Below are 22,943 nucleotides of genomic sequence, written 5' to 3' on the forward strand. Positions count from 1 at the left end.
TATATTAATTATTTTTGAATAGAACTATTTTTCTTTTTTAAGAACTTCTCAATTATAAAACAAGAAACTAATAATTCATTCCATATCTCTTATACATTTTATAAAATATAAAATTTACATTTATTGCCTTATATTTACATAAAATAGTTATTAGTTAGCATTAAAATTTAACTTAACTAATTTCTTTATTATTAAAATTTATATTATTTTAAAGTACTGTATTTGCCGTATTTATAATCAATAATTCATTAGGAAATCACTAACTTTGTATCATGAAATTCTTAGTTTTTGATACTGAAACCACTGGTCTACCGGCTAATGCAAATGCTCCTGTTTCTGATACTGAAAATTGGCCAAGAATGGTTCAAATTGCTTGGCAATTGCATGATGAAAATGGTAATTTAATTGAAAACTATGATTATATTATTAAACCTGAAGGATATGACATTCCGTTTAATGCCCAGAAAATTCATGGAATCAGTACTGAAAAAGCATTAGCTGAAGGGCATGACCTTACTTCCGTACTTGAGCAATTTAATGCTGTATTAGACAAAAATCCAATTTTGGTAGGACAGAATATTGCTTTTGATATTCCTATTGTCGGAACCGAATTTTATAGAAAATCTATACAGAATAAGATTGCTGATCTTTCTTTAATTGATACTGCTCGTGAAGGCGTAGACTTTTGTGCGCTTCCCGGTGGGATGGGAGGTGGTTTCAAATTTCCAAAACTTTCCGAATTATATGAAAAATTATTCGGACACAGTTTTGACGAAGCTCACAATGCTGCTGCAGATGTGAATGCAACTGCTCAGGCTTTTTGGGAATTAGTTAGACTAAATCAAGTGAGTGCAAATAAATTGCATTGTACCGAAGAAGAGCTTAGTTCTTTTATTAAAAACCATCCTGAACCTTTCCAACCCTTTGATATAGTAATACGTACTCAGGTTAAAGATTTTAACAAACAACGTAAAGAATTTTCTGGAGGTACTAAAAAGTCATTGGATGAAATAAATTATACTTCTTATTTTCATTTTCATAATCACTCCGTTTATTCAATTCTTACTTCCACCAGTAAACATGCTGACCTGATAAAAAAGACTATTGAATATAATATGCCTGCTTTAGGCATAACGGATACAGGTAACTTAATGGGAGCTTTTGCTTTTCTTAATGAGATTAAAAAAGCCAACGGAACTATTAATGAACACAATGCCAAAATTTTAGAAGATGGTAGTACGGAACCTTTAAAGAGAGAAATATTACCCATTATTGGGTGCGAATTGTATATATCTGAATATTATAAACAAAATAAATTTACAAAGGATAATCCAGATCGTAGATATACTCAAATTTTAATTGCTAAAAATCATGAGGGATTTAAGAATCTTTCAAAATTATCTACTTTAGGATACAAAATAGGATTGTATGCTGGATATCCTAGAGTTGGAAAAGAGCTTATAGAACAATATAAAGAAAATTTAATAGCTACTACCGGAAGTTTAACTTCAGAAATTCCCAGCTTAATATTAAATGTTGGAGAAAAACAGGCTGAAGAAGCGTTTATTTATTGGTATGGTTTATTTGGGGATGATTTTTATGTAGAATTACTTAGGCATCATTTAGACGAGGAAGAACATCTAAACAAAGTTTTATTAAAATTTGCAAAAAAATACGGGGTTAAAGTTTTAGCTCAAAACGATACTTTTTATATAAATAAAAAAGAAGCTGAAACTCAAGATATTCTTTTGTGTATCAAAGACGGCGAAAAACAATCAACTCCTAAAGGAAGAGGTTTCGGAAAAAGATTCGGTCTCCCTAACGATGAATACAATTTCAAATCTCAAACCGAAATGGCTGAATTGTTTGCGGACATTCCTGAGGCTATTGAAAATTTCGAAGACTTTATAAAGAAATTTGAACCTTACCAATTAACAAGAGATGTTTTACTTCCGAAGTTTGAAATTCCGGAAGAATTTAAAAACCCAGAGGATGAGATAGATGGAGGTAAAAGAGGAGAAAATGCTTATTTAGCTTACCTTACTTGGGAAGGAGCAAAGAAAAGATATGGTAATGATTTATCTGCGGAAACCAGAGAACGATTGGAATTTGAATTGGAAACTATTGCTAAAACGGGATATCCGGGATATTTCCTCATCGTTCAGGATTTTACTTCTCAGGCTCGAAAAATGGGAGTTTCTGTCGGTCCCGGACGTGGTTCGGCTGCTGGATCTGCCGTTGCTTATTGCATCGGTATTACAAACATAGACCCAATTAAATATGATTTACTTTTTGAGCGTTTTTTAAATCCGGATCGTGTATCTTTACCCGATATTGATATTGATTTTGACGATAGAGGACGTGAAAAAATTATACAATGGGTGGTCGATAAATATGGAGAAAATCAAGTTGCTCAAATTATTACTTACGGCACTTTGGCAGGTAGATCTGCTATCAGAGATGCGGGTAGGGTGTTGGAATTGCCTTTGAGTGATACGGATCGTTTATCCAAAAATTTACCTTCTAATTTAAATCTTACCAAGTTGAAAAATAAGTCTGAAGATGAACTTATTAAGGATTTTGGCAAAGAAGAATCTATACCGGTTCTTCAACTTAAGCAAAAATTTGATGACAACGATCTGGAAGGAAAAGTTATTCAAAATGCTTTTCAATTGGAAGGTAGTCTTCGAAATACTGGGGTTCATGCCTGCGGTGTTATAATTACCCCTGAAGATATAACCAATTTAATACCGGTTGCTGTGGCCAAAGATTCTTCTTTATTGGTCTCACAATTTGACAACTCTGTAGTGGAAAGCGCTGGTCTGTTGAAAATGGATTTCTTAGGGCTGCGTACGCTAACAATAATAAGTGATACAATTGAAATCATCAGAAAGAGAACCGGAACAGTTTTAAATCCGGATGAGTTTCCATTGGATGATGAAAAAACTTATGAAATATTTAAAAATGGAAATACCGTGGGGATATTCCAATACGAGTCTCCGGGAATGCAAAAGCACCTGAAAGCTTTACAACCCGATAAGTTTGAAGACCTGATAGCGATGAACGCTTTATATCGTCCCGGTCCCTTACAGTATATTCCAAACTTTATTAACCGTAAAAATGGTAAAGAAGAAATTACCTATGATCTGAAAGATATGGAAGAATATCTTGCCGATACTTATGGTATTACCGTATATCAAGAACAAGTAATGCTTCTCTCTCAAAAATTGGCTGGTTTTAGTAGAGGTGATGCGGATGTGTTGAGAAAAGCTATGGGTAAAAAGCAGATTCAGGTTCTTAATAAAATGGAAGCTCGTTTTCTTGAAGGAGCTATTGAACGTGGACACCCGGAGGATAAGCTAAAAAAAATATGGGAAGACTGGAAAGCCTTTGCACAATATGCTTTTAACAAATCTCATTCAACTTGTTATGCTTTTATTGCTTTTCAGACCGCTTTTTTAAAAGCCCATTATCCGGCAGAATTTATGGCAGCTCTGCTAAGTAACAACTTAAATAACCTTACTACTTTAAGTTTTTTCATGGAAGAATGCAAAAATATGGGGCTTGAAGTACTCGGACCCGATGTTAATGAAAGTGATTATGAGTTTACTGTAAACGAAAAGGGAGCAATCCGATTTGGGATGGGAGCTATAAAAGGTATTGGAGAAAATGCTGTGGAAGCTGTGGTAAGTGAAAGATATAATAATGGAAAATACAAGAACTTGTTTGAATTTTTTGAAAGAGCTGACTTAAAAAATATTAATAAGAAAGTGCTTGAAAATTTAGTTTTGGCAGGTGCATTCGATGGATTGTCTACGAATCGTGCTCAATTTTTTAAAGAAGAAAATGGTTCTAGTACTATTGAAAAGCTAGTAAGATACGGTATGGCTTATCAAGATAATAAAAATTCTGCACAAAATTCTTTATTTGGTGATCTGGGAGACGACGGTTTTGATGTGATGAAACCTGTAATTCCTGAAACCGAAGAATGGAGCACCATGTATAAGCTTAGCAGAGAAAAGGAAGTAGTTGGAATTTATATTTCAGCTCATCCTATGGATAATTATAAATATGAAATCGCTTTAATAAAACCTACAGATATTGCTGAGATTAATGAAAACAAAGATAAATATATTAACAAAGAGGTTTATATAGCTGGAATGATTTCTCGTTTTGAACATAAAGAAATTAATAATGGAAGAACAAGAATAGCATTTTTTGATTTGGAAGATAAAACGGGAACTATTTCGTTAAAACTTAAAAAAAATTATCTGGATTTACAAAAATATTTAATTCCTAATTTATTTGTTTTGGTTAGAATCACTGTTGGTATGATTAAAGATAATGGGTTTGTTTATATAAATGTGTTGAACATTGAGGAACTGAGCGATATAATAGGAAAACATGCTAAGAAACTAACTATCAAAATTAATTTGGAAAATTTAGACGAAAATACAATTACTGCCTTAAATAAGGTCTGTGATGAAAATTCAGGTTCTAAAGATATACATTTTGAAATTATTGATAAAAAAAATAATGTGTATTTAGAATCTCAATCCATGAATCGTAGGGTGAATATTAATAAAGAAATATTAGATGTAATAAAAAACGAATTGTATTTAGATTTCAAGTTAAATTAGAATTATCTTTGAATCTCAACATCTAAATACAATTCATTTTTTATTGTAACGTTATCTTTATATCTTTAAAAAATCCTTCCGTGCCGATGTCAACAAATAGTCCAATTGCACCTTTTTGATTTTCTCCCAATTTTAAATCGTTAATAATAAATGAAGGTTTTTTTGCATCATTTATATATAATTTAGCTTTTTCACCTTGCACTTCTATCCTAATCTGGATCCATTCGTTAAGTGCTATATCTGCATAGGACTCGTATTTACCACAGAATTCTTGTCTCAATCGTTGATATTTAAAATCCGGATAGGAAAAATATTGTATGCTTCGATTTCTTCGTATCTGATCCTCAACGGTTGCATTTAAAGGACGAAGGTAAATACTTTCAAACTTAGAATTAGTATCATTAATGCGAAAAGCTATTCCAATAAATCCTCGCGCAAAATCAGGAGCATCGGCTAAGAGACTGCTTAATACCTTAACTTCGATTATTCCGTTCGAAAAATTTATAGAATTAATTCGTACAAAAGTAGGTTCGTCAAATTCTTTTACAGCCAAGTCTTTCACTGCTCTAACTACTTTTTCTCCCTCCCTATTTTCCAAATCCATAATCGTATTTACGGCTTTCAAATTATGCAAAGATAAATCTACCGTTTTTTGAGATTTTAAATTTGAAGATATTAGTAGTAAATATATGGGTATTAGAAGTCTTCTTATCATCATGGTAAAAAATATTTTTGTTATAACTAATTTTTAAATTAAAATTTATTGTCATTTATCTAATGATTTTGATATCATTCAAAATTAGACTAATGAAGTTAACCGAACAATTAGGTTCTTTACGAACCTATAGAGTTAGAAATATTGAATATCAATTATATAATTTCGATACATTAACATTTATTTAACTTAAATTATTATTATATAGTATAGTATTGTATATTTAGAATAAAAATGGAAATTAGAAACCTTGATTTAAAATATCCTTCCTGCCCTATTAGAAATATATTGAGCAGGTTTAGTGATAAATGGTCCTTGTTAATATTGGTTGTTCTGCAATCAGGTCTTCCTATGCGCTATGGGGAACTTAAAAAGAACATTCCTGATATTTCTCAAAAAATGCTTTCAAAAACTTTAAAAAATTTAGAAAAACATAATTTAATTATACGAAAAGCATATCTAGAAATTCCGCCCAAAGTAGAATATTATTTATCTGAAACGGGAAAAGGTGTACTTCCTATTATTCAGTCAATGATTGATTGGGTTGAAAGTCATAAAGATGAAATATTCAAATAAATATAAACAATATTTTATCTATTCTTTTTTATTTTTTTAAGATGGAGGAAACTTAAACTCATTATCAGAATTGCAGATATTCCTCCTATTGATGTCGAAATTAGTCTTTCCATTGCTATTTCTTCACCAGATGAGCCATTTATTGAAAACATTAATACTGTACTTATGGTTAAGAATATTGTAAATATTGCATATTTACGATTAGCAAATACATAACATAAATATAATGATATAATGATTTCTATTACCATACTATATTTTGACGAATTCCACCTAATCAATCCATAGGCTATTAAAAATCCTATGAATGTACCTAACAATCTTATACTTGCTTTTTTTAAAGTATCAATAAAATCCGGTTTTAAAATAACCAAGGCTGTCATAATGACCCAATAATAGTATTTTATATTAAATATATGAATAAGTAGAAAGCAAACTATCATTGCTAAAGCCGCATAAATAATAGTTGTATGAAAACGTATTTTTTTATCAATATTTTCGTATATATTCTTAATAATTGATAAAAGATTATCAGGATCTATAATATTTCTTTGAAATGAAAATTTTTCTATTAAAAATATAATGCATACTGATTGAAATAAGCCACCTAACAGAATTAAAATTCCTCTTTGTAGTGCTGACCAAACGTTACCTACATAAAACCCACCGACAAAAAAGGCAATAGACCATTGCAAAACGATCCACCAAGCGGTTTGATTAATAGTTCCTACACAAGTGGCTAAACATGCTAGTAAAATACAACATATCATATAACCTATATAAGAATGTCCAATTAATGAACCTAAAAAAGCACATACACTCATTCCTATAACTGAAATAATCATAGGAGCAAAAGGATATTTTAAAATTTTCTTATTAGCACCATATCCTGCTGTTACGGCTCCACCTACTGCAATGCTTGTATAAATAAGATCCTTAAATATAAACCCTATGCTATAAATAATTAAGATACCAGGCAAACAATATAATGCCATAGTTAAATCTTTTTTATCCTTCTCTTTTATTGAAATTTTCATTTATTTTTATTTTTCATTCAATGTGACCACATCGTTTCAATAAATTCATACCTCTCATTATTTAAAACCCATATTTAATTACTTTTACTTATACAATTATGCAAGGGTATTCTTTTACCGCTTAATGAAACCAAGAATGTCTTTTAAATGGTATATTTTTTCTTATTAAATAGGCATGAAAGAAACTTGGAACATCGTGTTCCCATTTTGGCAATAGGAATAGTATTAATAAAATGTCTATATAAGAAATAAGTCCTACAATAACCGTAAGATAAAAGAAGAATCCTCCGTAATTAAATCCAATAATTGAGGTAAAGACTAAAAGTAAAGTAATTCCCCACAATTTTGATGAATAGGCATGAGTACTGGTTTCTTTTTTAAATCGTATAAAACTGATTATATAGCATAATCCTTCCAATAAAATCAAAACAAGTATAAGAATCAAATGATTTTCAATAATTTTCGGGCTTATAATCCATGAAGAAATACCTATGGAAATCCAAAAAATCAGATCAATCAGACTATCCATTCGTCTTAGTTTTTCAGTAGCTACCCCTAATTTTCTTGCAATTATCCCATCCAAAATATCAGATAATAAGCCCAAATACATTAGAATAACAATATACAGTTTATTAGTCTCTTCAATTTTATAGGCCAAATAAATGATTACAGGTCCTAACAATAACCTAAATATCATTAGAAGTTTGGGTATATAACACATGATAACTAACTTTATCTTGTGTTAAAATCAAAAATAGTGCAAATACTATTATTTATTTAGTAATGCTTATTTTATTATTCTTGGATTTTAGATATCCATTTACACAAATCGCAAGAATCATAATGGAAGTCGATATATAAAAAACAGGACTCATTTTTTCTGAATCTTTCCAAATTAAAAAAGCTATAAGTATAGCATACACGGGTTCTAAATTTACGGAAAGCATTAAAGTAAAAGGAGTTATATGTTTCATGAGCTTCATAGTCATTAATAAAGGAAAACTTGTTAGTAATCCTCCTAAAATTAACAGCCAAAATACATCCTCTATCTTTATTGTTGCTATGGCTTCCCAATCGTTACATACAGTCATTAAAGCCGTTAAGGTAAAAAAAGCTCCAACCATTTCATAAAAGGTTATGATATCTGAACTTCCTTTTTTATACATAATTCCATTAACTACAGAAAATAATGCAGATAAAAATGCACAGCTGATTCCTAAAAGTATACCTTTCCAATAGCTTATTTCAGTATTGAATATAAAAAATATGCAAGTCATAATTACTAAACTTAGAATTATTTCTGACATTTTAATTTTACGTTTAAAAAAAATTGGTTCTAGAAAAGCAACAAATAAGGTTCCTGTAGATAGTGTGGAGGTTGCTATTGATATATTAGATATTTTGATAGATCCGTAAAATAAAGACCAATGTATTCCTACTATTACTCCACAGCCCAAGAGTTGTAAAATCAATTTTTTAGATACTAACAATTTTTTTTTTGTAAAAAGACTTACATAAAAAAATAATATAAGAGCAGCTACCAATGTTCTTCCCCAAACTAAAGGTATGGCGTCTAGGGATATTAGTTTTCCTATTACTCCTGTAAATCCCCATATAAATACAATAATGTGTAGTTGAACTATTGCTGGAAGTTTCATGGTATATATTTAGATAAATGTTTTGTGCAAATTTAATAACCTTTATTTATTTTTCAACAAAAATAGCTTTTCAATGAATTATTTATAATTATATATACTAAAACCACCATATAATTACATTATTGATATATTCTACTAATTTATATATATTAGTTAACAGCTATAAGCTTAGATGTGATACTGATTCATAAATTATATCTAAATTACGATCTTATTAATTTTTTAATCTTATCTTCATAATACTTATAATATTAAAAAATATCTGTTTTAGTAAAAAAGGAAGCTTTTATTAAATAAAAACTTCCTTTTTAGTCAATAAGTTTACTTTGATATTATGCTTCGTAATCGATTGCTACTCTTTGTTCAACTACTGTTTTTATATAATTAACAACTGTAAGGTGTTCCGGATGGTTTGTATAGAGAGTTAAATCTTCAAAATTCTTGAATTGAGATTCAAGAATCACATCAAAATTATTTTCAGGAGCAATATCCATATTAATGTGCACTTGAATATGCACTAATTCTTTTATAATTCCTTTTAAAGATTCTAATTGTTGTTTAATTTTCAAAGCATTATTTTTTTTATCTGCTTCTTTTAATTTCCACATTACAATATGATGTATCATTTTATTTTTTTTAAAATTTTATTCAATTTACTATTATTACTAATATAAACAATTTTATAATTAATTTTTTTGTCAATGAAAAATGAATTCCGTATTTATTTAATCGAGTATAAACTGCCAAAATTCAACATCTATCAGCTTATTAAATTTTTTACCCGATTCTTTAAAATTTCCTATCAATTTAAATCCAAATTTATTATGTAATCTACGGCTCGGTTCATTGGGTAATGAAATTACTCCTATTAGGGAATGTATATTTATTTTCACTGACTCTTGGATTAATCTTGTAAATAATAAACTACCGATGCCTTGTTTGGTTTCATAACGATCCACATAAATACTATTTTCTAAGGTAATATCATAGGCTGATCTTTCCCGCCAGTTATTTACATATGCATATCCTATTACTTTCCCGCCTTTTTCATAAACTATATAAGGAAAGCCCTTCTTAAGAATTTTTTGAATTCTTTGTTCTATATCTTGTTTGCTTACTTTTTCTTCTTCAAAGGTAATAACTGTATTTTCTATATAATAGTTATATATTTCAGCTATTCTTGGTGCATCCGACGGTTGAACCATTCTTACCATATTCATTAAATTTTGAGAAATAAAATTACAATTAATTTAAAAAATTTTTGCCAATATTATCCTTTTAATATTACCTTACTTTACCCATCCTTCCCTATCCAGACTTCGATATTGTATGGCTTCTGCAATATGATGCGATTGTATTGTTATAGATTTTTCTAAATCAGCAATGGTTCTTCCTACTCTTAAAATACGGTCATAAGCCCTGGCAGACAAACCTAGACGTTCAATTGCTGATTTCAAAAGTTTTTTAGATGAATCATCTAATAAACAATATTCATCCAGTTGTTTCGGTCCAATTTGAGCATTATAGTGTATCCCTTCTATCTTCTTATATCTTTCTGATTGTATTTTTCTTGCCTCAATCACCCTACTTCTTATTTCAGCACTAGATTCTCCTTTCCTTTTTGTCGATAAATCATCAAAAGGCACAGGAGTAACTTCAATATGAATATCTATTCTATCTAATAAAGGTCCTGAAATCTTATTCATGTATCTTTGCATTTCCTGAACTGAACTGGTATTTTTTGGATCATTGGGGAAATATCCTGAAGGAGAAGGATTCATGGAAGCTATTAACATAAAACTGGCTGGATAAGTAATCGTAAATTTTGCTCTTGATATAGTTACTATTCTATCTTCTAGAGGTTGTCTCATTACTTCCAGTACCTGCCTGTTAAATTCAGGTAATTCATCTAGAAAAAGAACTCCATTATGTGATAGAGAGATTTCTCCCGGTTGAGGATAACTCCCCCCTCCTACTAAAGCTGCGCCCGATATTGTATGATGGGGATTACGATAGGGTCTTACGGTCATTAACGAAGATTCAGATCCTAATTTTCCTGCCACGGAATGAATTTTTGTAGTTTCTAAAGCTTCAGATAAGGTTAATGGTGGCAATATAGATGGGATTCGTTTGGCAAGCATAGTTTTTCCACTTCCCGGAGGACCTATTAATAATACATTATGCCCTCCGGCAGCTGCAATTTCTAATGCTCTTTTTACATTTTCTTGACCTTTTACTTCAGAAAAATCAAATAAAAATTTATTATTATTTTCAAAAAATTCTTCTCTCGTATTAACTACAACCGGTGTTAATTTTTCTTTTTTATCAAAGAAATTTATTACTTCTTTTATATTATTGATTCCGTACACCTCAAGGTCATTTACTATTGCTGCTTCTTTAGCATTTTGTCTAGGGAGAAAAAATCCTTTGAATCCGTCTTGTCTTGCTTGTATAGCTATGGGTAATACTCCCTTTATAGGTTGTAAAGAGCCATCCAAAGATAATTCTCCCATAATTAGATATTGTTCCAAACCTTCTCCTTTTATTTGTTCAGAGGCTGCCAATATGCCAATAGCAATGGTCAAATCGTAAGCAGATCCTTCTTTTCTTAAATCTGCCGGAGCCATATTTACGGTAATCATTTTACCTGGCATTTTATAACCACAATTTTTAAGAGCAGCAGAAATACGATGGGCACTTTCTTTTATAGCTGTATCAGGCATTCCAACTAACTGATATCCTACTCCTCTATCAACATTTACTTCAATTGTAATTAATTGGGCATTTACACCATAAACAGAACTTCCATAAGTTTTAGTTAGCATATAAATATAATTTATCCGTATAAAGATAAAAATATTTTATTTTATATTATTACATCTTAATGCAGTGCTACTATTCTCCAGCTATTTTAAAATATTTATATAAAATGAAAACAGTTATTAACTTAAATTATTATATATCAATAAGTAATTCTTTTATTTATATTCATTTTGATGCTATTAGCTCCTTAAAAAGAAGAATGTTAAAAAAAATTTAACAATGTTATCAATTGGATTAACTTGCAAAGAAAATACTTATATAATTCTAATTTTTTAAAATATTTTTACTTATAATAATTTTTTCATTTTCGAAATTCATCCTGTAATAGTGCAATTATTAAATTTAATATGTTATGTGCTGAATAATTAAGTAGATTATTTATGAATTATATATTAGGTAAAGATCATTATATTTTTGGTTTGAGTCTAATATAAATTAAAAAATAAGAAATTTATTACGAATAAATCCTAGTTTGAAGCAGCTTTAACCAATTGCATATACCAAGTCGTAAGCTTTTCCTGTTGTTTTGGGTCTAAACTTTCTTTGACTTTTTTAAATTCTGTATCAAAATCGTTTGCTTTTAATTGCAATTCCAAAATTTTATCAGTTTCTCCTTTTCGGGAAGCTTCAGCCATTTGTTCAAAATAAGATTTTATGTCAATTACAAACTGGTTAGCATATTTAGTATCAAATGTGGGTATATCATTAATAGGTTCTAAACTTATGACATCCTTATTTATAGATTTCTTGTCTATAAGATTAGCACTATCATTATAATTTATTTTTTCCGGTTCATTTTGAATCTTTTTTTTCTCTTTACAAGAATTCATTGTTATTGTTATACCTAATAAAAAAAGGATATAAGCTATTTTCATATTCAAATCTTTTTATTTGCTATCAAAATTACAATAAATCTTGTTTTTAACTAAATATTTTAATTACTATTATTATAATTTAATTTAATATCACAAAACCATATATTTAGTAATAAAAAACTTACATTTGCACCTGAATTTTAAAATCATATATGCAATCAATTAGAAATATAGCAATTATTGCCCATGTCGATCATGGAAAGACAACATTGGTAGATAAAATTATTCAATCCTGTAATGTTGTTGAGAAAAATGACGGGGATTTAATTCTAGATAATAATGATCTAGAACGTGAAAGAGGAATAACCATTTTGTCAAAGAATGTTTCTGTAAATTATAAGGGAATAAAAATCAATATTATTGATACTCCCGGACATGCTGATTTTGGAGGAGAAGTTGAACGAGTACTTAAAATGGCTGATGGTGTTTTATTACTTGTAGATGCTTTTGAAGGGCCTATGCCTCAAACACGATTTGTATTAAGTAAGGCGATTGAGCTAGGTTTAAAACCGATTGTAGTAATCAACAAGGTAGACAAAGAAAATTGCCAGCCAGAGCATGTTCACGACCAAGTATTTGAACTGATGTTTAATTTGGAGGCTACAGAAGAGCAATTGGATTTTGAAACCGTATATGGGTCTTCTAAACAAGGATGGATGTCGGGAGATTATAAACAACCAACAGATAATATTACCTATTTATTAGATAAGATCATCGAACTGATACCGGAAGCACCTTATGTTGAAGGAACTCCTCAAATGCAAATTACTTCCCTTGATTTCTCTAATTTTGTCGGTAAAATAGCAATAGGCCGTGTATATAGAGGAGATTTAGTCTCCGGAAAAGATTATACTCTATGTCAAGAAGATGGTAAAAATAAAAAAATACGTATTAAAGAATTACAAGTCTTCGAAGGGTTAGGAAGAAAATCAGTAGAATCTGTAAGAAGTGGCGATTTGTGTGCTGTGATCGGAATTGATAATTTTGAAATCGGAGATACCATTGCAGATTTAAATGAACCAGAAGCACTCCCTCGTATTGCGGTAGATGAGCCAACTATGAGTATGTTATTTACCATAAATACATCTCCTTTTTTTGGTAAAGAGGGTAAATATGTTACTTCGCGCCATTTAAGGGATCGCCTTATGAAAGAAACTGAAATTAATTTAGCTTTACGAGTTGAAGAAACAGATTCTGAAGATAAATTTAATGTATTTGGACGAGGAATTTTACATTTATCAGTCCTCATTGAAACTATGAGACGTGAAGGATATGAATTGCAAGTAGGAAGACCTAAAGTTACTATTAAAGAAATAGACGGAGTAAAACATGAACCTTATGAACATTTGGTAATTGATGTTCCGGATGCAGTAGCAGGTAAAGCAATTGAACTAGTTACTCAACGAAAAGGAGAATTAAAAGTGATGGAGCCTAAAGGAGACTTGCAACATTTAGAATTCGATATATCTTCTCGTGGACTTATCGGATTGCGAAATCTATTACTAACAGCAACTTCCGGAGAAGCTATCATCAATCATAGATTTAAAGATTTCGAACCGGTTAAGGACATAATTCCACAAAGACAAAACGGATCAATGGTTTCATCTGAAACGGGTCAAGCTTTGGCTTATGCAATTGATAGACTACAAGATAGAGGCAAATTTTTTGTAGAACCCGGAGATCAGATATATAAAGGTCAGGTAGTAGGTGAGCATAGCCGAGATAACGATTTAGAGGTAAATCTAATTAAAGGAAAGAAATTGACTAATGTGAGAGCCTCCGGTTCTGACCAAGCAGCCAAAATTTTCCCAAAAGTTGAATTCTCATTAGAAGAAGCTATGGAATATATTAAAGATGATGAATATCTTGAAATAACTCCTAAAAGCTTACGAATGAGGAAAATCAATTCCTAATTTAGAATAAATATTATATTTTATTATAAATAAAAATATCCTGAATAAATTCAGGATATTTTTATTTTTTTTAATTTTTACTAATTGTCTTAATCCAATAATGCATTCATTTTTTCTGCAAGTTGTTCTTTAGGTTGAACCCCCACAACTTTATCTACAACTTGTCCATTTTTAAAGAATAAAAGCGTTGGAATATTTCTGATTCCATATTCTACTGAAATTTCCTGATTTGCATCAATATCAATTTTAGCCACTTTTACTTTACCCTTAAATTCTTCAGATAATTCATCCACAATTGGTTTTAAACTTCTACATGGCCCACACCATTCTGCCCAAAAATCCACTAAAACAGGTTCCTTGGAGCTTAATACTTCTTCTTTGAAGGTTTGATCATTAATTTCTAAGCTCATATAATTATATTTATTTGCATCATTAAATTATTGAACAAAAATAATTTAAAAATTTCATTTTACACTATTAATAAAAAAGCATTTTAAATGATTTATATTTAAAAAAAATTAATATATGCTAAGTTTATTAAGAAAAGTTAAAGAAAAAATTATTTATCTCAAATTTTATCCTTAACATAATAATATCAAGTTTAAAGATTTTATTAACAATTTTTACCTAAATCTGTAATTTATTTTTGTTTTTAAGAAAAAAGATGTATATTTGCATCAATAATTAGTTGTTCTTTAATAAAGTTTTTTAGTGTTAATGAACCCTTTCATAGTTTCTATTGAAAGGGTTTTACATGTTATAACATTTTATAATATTTTTCACTTACTTTCTTCGTCTCGACTTAGCTTATATTAGTTTATTAATAAGTCTGACTTTCTTTTCCTATATATTTATTTATATTTATAAAATTAAATTTGCCGAATGTACAAAATTCAAAATAAAAAAGTCATATATAAAGATTTGCATCAAGCTGACTATCTTAAAACCTGGAAATTACAAGAAAAATTATTACAACACATTATCTCAATTAAGTTAAATAATAAAAAACTTAGTAATAGTAAATCACTACTTACGCCTAATTATTTTTTAAGCGTCTCCCATCCTCATATATTTACTTTAGGAAAAAACGGTAATTTTCAAAATCTTTTAATCACTAATTCTAAACTCCAAGAAATTGATGCTCAGTTCATTAAAACTAACCGAGGAGGTGATATTACGTATCATGGTCCAGGACAAATTGTAGGTTATCCTATTTTAGACCTTGATAATTTTTTTAACGATATACATATGTATATGCGGAAGTTGGAAGAAGTAATCATTAAAACTATAAATCATTATGGAATAAAAGGGGAAAGATCAACTGGTGAAACAGGAGTTTGGATTGATGCAGATAAACCTTTTGCTAGGAAAATTTGTGCAATTGGCGTAAAAGCAAGCCAATGGGTTACTATGCATGGTTTTGCATTGAATCTCTCTCCTAACCTTTCGTATTTTGATTACATAATTCCTTGCGGAATTAAAGACAAATCAGTCACATCCTTAGAAAAAGAGTTAGAAAGGAATGTGGATCCTTATGAAGTAAAAAAACTTATTAAAAAAAATTTTTCTGAAATATTCGATTTTGAATGGATTTAATACTTTATAATTTTTCCAATTCTTATAAAAATTAGACCTAGCATTAGTTTTTTACTACTATTTTTTTCAATAATCATCCCATATAAGTATTAATATTTCTCCTTTTATAACAGTTATATAAAACCTTAAATCCTTTAAAAACAAATTTTTAAAAAATTATATTTTAATTGAGGCTAGGATTGAACATATGTAGCTAATTTAACATATATTTAAGGAATTTTAAATTTTATTTTTTTACTATTTTATTTATTAAACTACTCTTAGGTTTTTATAACTAATTTATCTTATAATATAAAAATTAATTTTCTTTTAATTATTTAAATCATTTACATTTTATTATTACTTATATAGCACATATGCAATATTTTTTATATTTTTGTTTGGAAAAATATCAATAATATGGGCACTGAATCGGATAACCTGCATCATGCAGAAGGAAATGAAAAAAATGTTGAATCATTACAAAATGATGTAGAATCATCCTATCATCAAGACTCTGCTAAGGAAGATTCTATTGATGAGCTTAATTCTGAAAACAATAAGGCGGATCATTCCGTTGAAGAAACAACGATCCCGGAAAAAGATTATGAGTCTTTTTCATTAGACAAACTTATTGATGAAGTTAAACACCTCCTTACTAAATACCCTGTTTATTTAATTGGAGAAAATATAAACTCAATAAGAGATATATTTACGAAAAAATTTGATGAGCATGAGGTTACAAGAAAGGAAAAGTTTCTTGAAGAAGGGGGCGATGAGTTAAGTTATCAACCGGATCTATTTTTAAAAAACAAATTTAATTCCGTATATCATGATTACAGAGCAAAACTTAACTCATATTATAAAGAGCAAGAAAAAAACGAACAAAACAATCTTACTAAAAGACTTCAAATTATTGAAGAATTAAAAGAGCTTTATACGACTCCCATGGAATCCATAAGTTCTTTCTTTAAAAAGTTCAGAGATATAAAAGAAAAATGGCATAATGCAGGTAAAATTCCAAAATCAAAAGCTGGAGATGTATTCAGAACATATTTTCATCACTTGGATAATGCGCATGAGTTTATTAAATTAAATAAAGAGCTTGAAGAGTTAGATTATGCTCATAACTTGGAACAAAGAAAAGCTATAATAAGCAGAGCTAATGAACTAATTACTGAACCAAGTGTACAAAAAGCATTAAACGAACTGCAATATTTACATAAACTTTGGAAAGAACAAGCAGAACCAGTAGCTGAAGAATTTAGAGAAAGTACTTGGCAAGAATTTAAAACCATTACTCAAAAAATTCATGAAAGAAAATCTGAACTATTCGAAAAAATAAAAGAAGAACAACAAGCTAATTTAGAAAAAAAGCAAACTATCATTTCTCAGCTTGAATCAATAGCAACAGTAGAAAATCCGGATCATTCTTTCTGGCAGAATAATGTCAAAAAAATTGAAGAATTACGAGAAGCTTTTTTTACAACAGGTAGAATTCCTAAAGAAGTAAGTGGCGATACATGGAGCAAATTCAAAAATCTTCTTCATGAAATAAACGGTAAAAAAAATACTTTCTATAAAGACTTAAAAAGGGTACAACAAGAGAATCTTAAAAAGAAAAACGATTTATTGGAGATTGCCAAAGCAAATAAAGATAGCGAAGACTGGGATGTGATCTTAAATCTTTATAAAAAGATTCAGAACGAATGGAAAAACATTGGTCATGTTCCAAGAAAATATTCTGATAAGCTATGGGATGAGTTTAGAGAAAATTGTAATTACTTCTTTAATAGATATAAACAAAGAAATAACAAAGTAAATGAAGAATGGACCGAAAATTTGAAAAGAAAACAAAACCTTTTGTCAGAAATATCTTCATTTACTGCGAACAATAAAGAAGAGGCGCTAGCTAAAATCAATGAATATAGCATTCAATGGAACTCTATCGGAAAAGTCCCAAGAGAAGAAATGAGTATTAACAAAGAATTTAATCAAGCGATAAAAAATATTATCAAAAAGTTTGATATAGATAAGAATGTTGTTGATGAAATTCAGTTAAATATTAAGGTTGAAAATTACAAACAATCTAAAGACGATAAAAAGCTGGATGAAGATCTTAGAAAGATGAGAAAGCAAATACAAGATCTTGGACATGAAATTGTACAACTTGAAAATAATTTATCGTTTTTTTCAAATGCGAAACAAGATAACCCTATTTTACAAAATACTTTAAATAATATTGAAGCAAAAAAAGCAAAACTTGAAGAATTAAAGCAAACATATTCTAAGCTTGTTAATCTGAATTTGTCTGGCGATGAATCAAACGAAGAGGACAGTGCAGATTAGGATTATTATCTTTTGTTATATAAATTTATGACTAAAAATGAGGATGAGATCTACATGCATCGTTGTATAGAACTAGCTAAAAATGGATTAGGAACCACCTATCCTAATCCTTTAGTTGGCGCTGTAATTGTTTATGATCACAAAATTATTGGCGAAGGTTGGCATAAGAGATCCGGTGAAGCTCATGCAGAAATCAATGCTATTTCTTCTGTAAACGATCAAAGTTTATTAAAAGAAAGTACACTATATGTTTCTTTGGAGCCTTGTTCCCATCATGGTAAAACTCCTCCCTGTGCTTTAAAAATTATTGAATTAGAGTTTAAAAAAGTTGTTATAGGTACTTTAGACCCCACCGGTAAGGTGAATGGAAAAGGAGTTGAATTGATTAAAAATTCTGGAGCCGAGGTTATTATTGGCATTTTAGAAAAAGAATGTAAAGAACTAAATAAAAGATTTTTAACATATCATATAAAAAAACGACCTTACATTATCTTGAAATGGGCCGAAACATTAAATAAAAAAATGGATAATGGAGTGGAAAGAAAACACCCCTTCTGGATCAGTAACCCATTTTCAATACAGAAAACTCATTTATTAAGATCCCAAGAACAATCAATTTTAGTCGGTAAAAATACTGCATTAATAGATAACCCCAGTTTAACAACAAGAACTATTTACGGCAAAAATCCGATTAGATTACTCATAGATAAAGATTTAGAAACCCCCTCCTCTTTTAATATATTTAATCAGGATATCGTAACTTATGTTTTTAATAAAATAATGACGAGTTCGGAAGAAGGAATAAATTATTTTAAGATAAATTTTGATACGGACATTCTTCCACAGATAATGAAAATTCTATATGATAAAAATATTCAATCAATTATAGTAGAAGGAGGTAGACAAACTTTACAACATTTTATTGATTCGGAATTATGGGATGAGGCAATTATTATATCTTCTCAAACTATCGTCAAAAATGGCACTAAATCTCCCAATCTCTTTGGTGAAATCACTGAACAGGAATATATAGGAAATAATCTTATCTCATACATAAGAAATATATCCTCCATATTGTAAGCACGAAATCTACTTTATTTTAAATTTATGTATGTCTGATAAATTTATTTATAAAACTATAGATTCTGAAATAACTGATGCACTTTTAAAAATAAAGGGAAGCAAATTTTATGGTCTTTTATTTAATGTAAGTAATGAACAAGAAATAAAAAACTATTTACAATATAGCCAAGAACTTTACCCCAATGCTACTCATTATTGTTATGCGTATCGTCTTGGAATTTCAGGAGAACTTTATAGGGCAAATGATGATGGAGAACCATCCGGAACAGCAGGATTACCCATTTATAATCAGTTACTTTCTTCGGAACTTACTAATGTAATTTTAATTGTCGTACGATATTTTGGAGGAACAAAACTTGGCGTAGGCGGACTAATTAAAGCTTATAAGGAAAGCGCCCAACATACCATAGAATCAGCAAAGATTATTATAAGAGAACTTAGCGAAAAATATGAACTAACTTTTGATTATACCCATCAATCTTCCGTAATGACGCTATTAAAAAAATTAAATATTGATATTTTAAATTCTAATTTTTATGAAAAATGTAATCTATGCATTGAAATACCTATGAAGAAAAAGAATTTATTTTTTGAAAAATTCGATTCTCATATTGCTCAACATTTTGTTTCTATAAATATGATACCATAGGCTAAATTTTTAAATCATTACAATTCTTTTATATTAATTTTAAAAAATATTATTAACATTAAGCTTGATTCATCTTTTCATATGAATATTTTACTTACTTAAGCAAACCTTTTATTTTTAAAAAAATTTTATATCCTGACATGAAAAATAGTCAAATTTCATTATTTTATATAGAAGCATTTATATTGATTGTTGGAGACTATTTTTATTAATTTACTCCATATAAAAATTAATTGAAATTTATAAATAAATCTTAGCATTCTATTTCCTAAAATATTGCAATTAATTAGTTCAACTTTGTTTTTTATATTACTTTCACTTACATTACGCCTAAAATTAGCCTTTATATAAATAAGATAAAACTTATATTTATTTACTTACTAATAAATTTCTTAAAATACAACAGCAAATACTCTTTTTTTTTCTAAAATAAATTAACAATTTTGTGATCTAAAAAACTGTTGAATATTTCAACATATATTTACCATAATTAAGATGATAAAAACGGCGATTTCAATATGGGAAGCTTGTCTACAGTATATCAAAGATAATATCTCTGAGAAATCTTATTTCACATGGTTTCAACCGATAAAAGCCGTAAAGCTTCAAGATAAAATTTTAACAATTCAAGTACCTAGTAAATTTTATTACGAATATCTTGAAGAAAATTATATTAAAATAATCAAAAGTGCTTTAACTAAAAATCTTGGAAAAGATGCAAAATTGGTTTATTCCATTATGATGGAAAAGAACCAACAAACAGATGCTTCTTTTACAGTAAATATACCAAGTTCGCAAAAAGCACAAATCAAGCTTCAGGAAGTTGAAGCCCCTCTATTTATTGAAAGAGGATCTATAAGTCCATTTGCAGTTCCCGGGTTACAAAAAGTAAAAATTGATAGCCAACTCAATACTAATTATACTTTCGAGAATTTTATTGAGGGAGATTCTAACCGTCTGGCTCGATCAGCAGGAAAACAAATTGCAAAAAGACCTGGTGGAACTTCTTTCAACCCATTATTTATTTATAGCAGTGTTGGATTAGGTAAAACTCATTTGGCCCATGCTATTGGCTTAGAGGTAAAGAAAATACAATCTGAAAAAACAGTTTTGTATGTTTCAATGGAAAAATTTTGTCAGCAATTCCAAGAGGCTACTAAGTCAAATAATAGAAATGATTTTATGCACTTCTATCAAATGATTGACGTTCTAATAGTTGATGACATTCATTTTATATCTGGCAAAAAAGGTACACAAGAAGTTTTTTTCCATATTTTCAATCACCTTCATCAAAACGGAAAACAAATTATTTTAACTTCTGACAAATCCCCTGTTGATATTCAAGATGTCGAACAACGGTTAATTTCACGTTTTAAATGGGGACTTTCCACTGAAATTCAAATTCCTGATTATACTACAAGACTTGCAATTCTTCAGCAAAAAATGGAATTTGATGGGATTGAGCTTTCTGAAGAAGTATTAGAATATATTGCTAAAAATATAAAAACTAATATAAGAGAGCTTGAGGGATCTTTAAATTCAATTATTGCTCAGGCTACTTTTAATAAGAAGGAAATAACATTAGAACTTGTTGAAAAGACACTATCAAACCTTATTACCAATTCGAAAAAAGATATTACAATTGAATATATTCAAAATCTAGTTTGTGACTATTTTAAAGTATCTATAGATGCATTACAGTCTAAAACTAGAAAAAGGGATATTGTACAGGCAAGACAGTTAGCCATGTATTTTGCCAAGAAATATACCAATGCGTCTCTTTCTTCAATCGGATTTCAAATAGGAAAGAGAGATCATGCTACTGTACTACATGCCTGTAAAACTGTCGACAATTTATTTGAAACTAATAAGTTATTCAAATCCTATGTTGACGAATTAAATAAAAAATTGACATCTTAGATATGAAAATTTTAATGGTATGTTTAGGAAATATTTGTCGTTCTCCAATGGCAGAGGGTATTCTACGATCAAAGCTTCCGGATAACTATATTATTGATAGTGCAGGAATTGCCGATTATCATGTTAATGAAAAACCTGACAAACGAGCCATTGAAATTTGCAAAAAAAACAATATCAATATTTCTCAATTAAAAAGTAGGCAATTCGTAACTTCTGATTTTGATAAATTTGATATTATTTATGCTATGGATCATGCTAATTACAGTGATCTGATTTTTAAAGCAAAGAAAGAAGTCGATAAGAAAAAGGTTAGATTAATTATGTCTGAATCACCCAATACAGAAAAAAAAAGCGTTCCTGACCCTTATTATGGCAATATTGAAGATTTTGAGAAGGTTTTCGACCAATTAAATGATGTTTGTACTTATATCGCTGAAAAAATTGTTAAAGATTAATGGATAATTCCACTACGATTTTCTAGTTGATTGAGTTCTATTCTGACTATCATGATTGTTATTCTTGTTTAGGAAGCTGCTGCTTTAACTCATCGGGTAAAAACGCTTGAAAGTAATCAACTCTACCATCAGTAAACCTTATTTTTACGTTGCTATTTTGTTGTAAAGCAAATAAGGCGAGTGCTTGTGCTCGATATTGTTGTTTTTGTTTTTCAGCATGGGCTAAATCTGTTTGGTATAACGAAGATTCTCGATAGTTTAGTCTTTCTAAAGAAGGTAATTTAATCAATCTAGCAGTAGTTGAAAGTTCGATTTTTGTTTTATATAACTCTAATTGCTTAACTTGATTTAAGAATCCTTGATCTAACCATTGATTAAAAAGTGCATCTTCGATAGACCAAATTGATAGATTATCGGCAAAAATATTCTGCTTTGCTAGTAAATCATTAAAGGTTTTAAAATCAATCTCCAAATCATCGCGAGGAACTAAGAGGGATACATAAGCAAAATCATCTTCAATAATGACACGGTTGATCTGTTCTTTATCATTGAAGAGTAACTTTAAGTTACCAGTATGGTTAGTGTCTTGAAAATCTAGATAGCGGGACTCAATGCTTTTTAATGAATTATTTTCCCATTGCAAAGACCATTCTCTATCACCCGTGGTTTCAGTAA

General features: G+C 29.2%; 19 protein-coding genes. 9 read left to right on the forward strand and 10 right to left on the reverse strand.

Annotation, left to right across the window (positions count from 1 at the left end):
* The first annotated feature begins 272 nt into the window (after window positions 1–272).
* The gene (dnaE, locus tag Q0T35_RS04285) at window positions 273–4,640 is read left to right on the forward strand and encodes a DNA polymerase III subunit alpha (protein WP_295841089.1); all 4,368 of its coding nucleotides are present in this window, start codon (window positions 273–275) and stop codon (window positions 4,638–4,640) included.
* A gap of 40 nt (window positions 4,641–4,680) precedes the next feature.
* Here dnaE and Q0T35_RS04290 read toward each other — a convergent pair whose 3' ends face one another.
* Complete coding sequence (locus Q0T35_RS04290; protein ID WP_295841090.1) at window positions 4,681–5,358, reverse strand: family 16 glycoside hydrolase; 678 nt, start codon at window positions 5,356–5,358, stop codon at window positions 4,681–4,683.
* A gap of 231 nt (window positions 5,359–5,589) precedes the next feature.
* Between Q0T35_RS04290 and Q0T35_RS04295 the strand changes: the two genes are divergently transcribed.
* Window positions 5,590–5,931 (forward strand): helix-turn-helix domain-containing protein, encoded by a 342-nt coding sequence (locus tag Q0T35_RS04295; RefSeq protein WP_295841092.1) that lies wholly within the window; start codon window positions 5,590–5,592, stop codon window positions 5,929–5,931.
* Between the two features lie 14 nt (window positions 5,932–5,945).
* Here the strand turns inward: Q0T35_RS04295 and Q0T35_RS04300 are convergent, their stop codons facing one another.
* The 7 genes from Q0T35_RS04300 to Q0T35_RS04330 all read right to left on the reverse strand — a co-directional run bounded on the left by Q0T35_RS04300 (window position 5,946) and on the right by Q0T35_RS04330 (window position 12,324).
* Complete coding sequence (locus tag Q0T35_RS04300) at window positions 5,946–6,968, reverse strand: FUSC family protein (protein WP_295841093.1); 1,023 nt, start codon at window positions 6,966–6,968, stop codon at window positions 5,946–5,948.
* Between the two features lie 121 nt (window positions 6,969–7,089).
* Window positions 7,090–7,689, reverse strand: coding sequence for a CDP-alcohol phosphatidyltransferase family protein (locus Q0T35_RS04305; protein ID WP_295841095.1), 600 nt, complete (start codon window positions 7,687–7,689; stop codon window positions 7,090–7,092).
* A gap of 52 nt (window positions 7,690–7,741) precedes the next feature.
* Window positions 7,742–8,626: a DMT family transporter gene (locus Q0T35_RS04310; RefSeq protein ID WP_295841096.1), complete on the reverse strand. Its 885-nt coding sequence runs from the start codon at window positions 8,624–8,626 to the stop codon at window positions 7,742–7,744.
* 332 nt (window positions 8,627–8,958) lie between these two features.
* Entirely contained in the window at window positions 8,959–9,252 is a 294-nt protein-coding gene (locus tag Q0T35_RS04315) for a Dabb family protein (protein WP_295841097.1), read from the reverse strand.
* Between the two features lie 99 nt (window positions 9,253–9,351).
* Window positions 9,352–9,840, reverse strand: a complete 489-nt coding sequence (locus tag Q0T35_RS04320; protein WP_295841099.1) for an N-acetyltransferase family protein — start codon at window positions 9,838–9,840, stop codon at window positions 9,352–9,354.
* A gap of 75 nt (window positions 9,841–9,915) precedes the next feature.
* Window positions 9,916–11,451: a YifB family Mg chelatase-like AAA ATPase gene (locus tag Q0T35_RS04325; protein ID WP_295841100.1), complete on the reverse strand. Its 1,536-nt coding sequence runs from the start codon at window positions 11,449–11,451 to the stop codon at window positions 9,916–9,918.
* A 465-nt stretch (window positions 11,452–11,916) separates the two neighbouring features.
* Window positions 11,917–12,324 (reverse strand): hypothetical protein, encoded by a 408-nt coding sequence (locus tag Q0T35_RS04330; protein ID WP_293918764.1) that lies wholly within the window; start codon window positions 12,322–12,324, stop codon window positions 11,917–11,919.
* A gap of 152 nt (window positions 12,325–12,476) precedes the next feature.
* On the opposite strand from Q0T35_RS04330, the gene typA reads away from it, so the two are divergent.
* Window positions 12,477–14,237, forward strand: a complete 1,761-nt coding sequence (gene typA / locus Q0T35_RS04335) for a translational GTPase TypA (protein ID WP_293918766.1) — start codon at window positions 12,477–12,479, stop codon at window positions 14,235–14,237.
* 89 nt (window positions 14,238–14,326) lie between these two features.
* On the opposite strand, the gene trxA is transcribed toward typA, so the two are convergent.
* Window positions 14,327–14,647 carry a thioredoxin gene (trxA, locus tag Q0T35_RS04340; RefSeq protein ID WP_293918768.1) on the reverse strand — a complete coding sequence of 107 codons (321 nt, stop codon included), beginning with the start codon at window positions 14,645–14,647 and terminating at the stop codon, window positions 14,327–14,329.
* Between the two features lie 472 nt (window positions 14,648–15,119).
* On the opposite strand from trxA, the gene lipB reads away from it, so the two are divergent.
* The 6 genes from lipB to Q0T35_RS04370 all read left to right on the forward strand — a co-directional run bounded on the left by lipB (window position 15,120) and on the right by Q0T35_RS04370 (window position 22,268).
* A complete protein-coding gene (lipB, locus tag Q0T35_RS04345; RefSeq protein ID WP_295841101.1) occupies window positions 15,120–15,833 on the forward strand; it encodes a lipoyl(octanoyl) transferase LipB in 714 nt (237 codons plus the stop codon).
* 399 nt (window positions 15,834–16,232) lie between these two features.
* On the forward strand, window positions 16,233–18,161 hold the full coding sequence (locus tag Q0T35_RS04350; RefSeq protein ID WP_295841103.1) for a DUF349 domain-containing protein: 1,929 nt from the start codon (window positions 16,233–16,235) through the stop codon (window positions 18,159–18,161).
* A 27-nt stretch (window positions 18,162–18,188) separates the two neighbouring features.
* Window positions 18,189–19,241 (forward strand): bifunctional diaminohydroxyphosphoribosylaminopyrimidine deaminase/5-amino-6-(5-phosphoribosylamino)uracil reductase RibD, encoded by a 1,053-nt coding sequence (gene ribD / locus Q0T35_RS04355; protein ID WP_295841104.1) that lies wholly within the window; start codon window positions 18,189–18,191, stop codon window positions 19,239–19,241.
* Between the two features lie 31 nt (window positions 19,242–19,272).
* Window positions 19,273–19,893 carry a YigZ family protein gene (locus Q0T35_RS04360; protein WP_295841105.1) on the forward strand — a complete coding sequence of 207 codons (621 nt, stop codon included), beginning with the start codon at window positions 19,273–19,275 and terminating at the stop codon, window positions 19,891–19,893.
* A gap of 495 nt (window positions 19,894–20,388) precedes the next feature.
* On the forward strand, window positions 20,389–21,813 hold the full coding sequence (dnaA, locus tag Q0T35_RS04365) for a chromosomal replication initiator protein DnaA (RefSeq protein WP_295841107.1): 1,425 nt from the start codon (window positions 20,389–20,391) through the stop codon (window positions 21,811–21,813).
* Window positions 21,814–21,815: 2 nt separating this feature from the next.
* The gene (locus tag Q0T35_RS04370; protein WP_295841108.1) at window positions 21,816–22,268 is read left to right on the forward strand and encodes a low molecular weight protein-tyrosine-phosphatase; all 453 of its coding nucleotides are present in this window, start codon (window positions 21,816–21,818) and stop codon (window positions 22,266–22,268) included.
* 58 nt (window positions 22,269–22,326) lie between these two features.
* Here the strand turns inward: Q0T35_RS04370 and Q0T35_RS04375 are convergent.
* Window positions 22,327–22,943 (reverse strand): hypothetical protein (locus Q0T35_RS04375; RefSeq protein ID WP_295841111.1); only part of this gene is annotated, 617 nt, incomplete at its 5' end.

It is taken from the genome of uncultured Apibacter sp., assembly GCF_946479295.1.
GTDB lineage: Bacteria > Bacteroidota > Bacteroidia > Flavobacteriales > Weeksellaceae > Apibacter.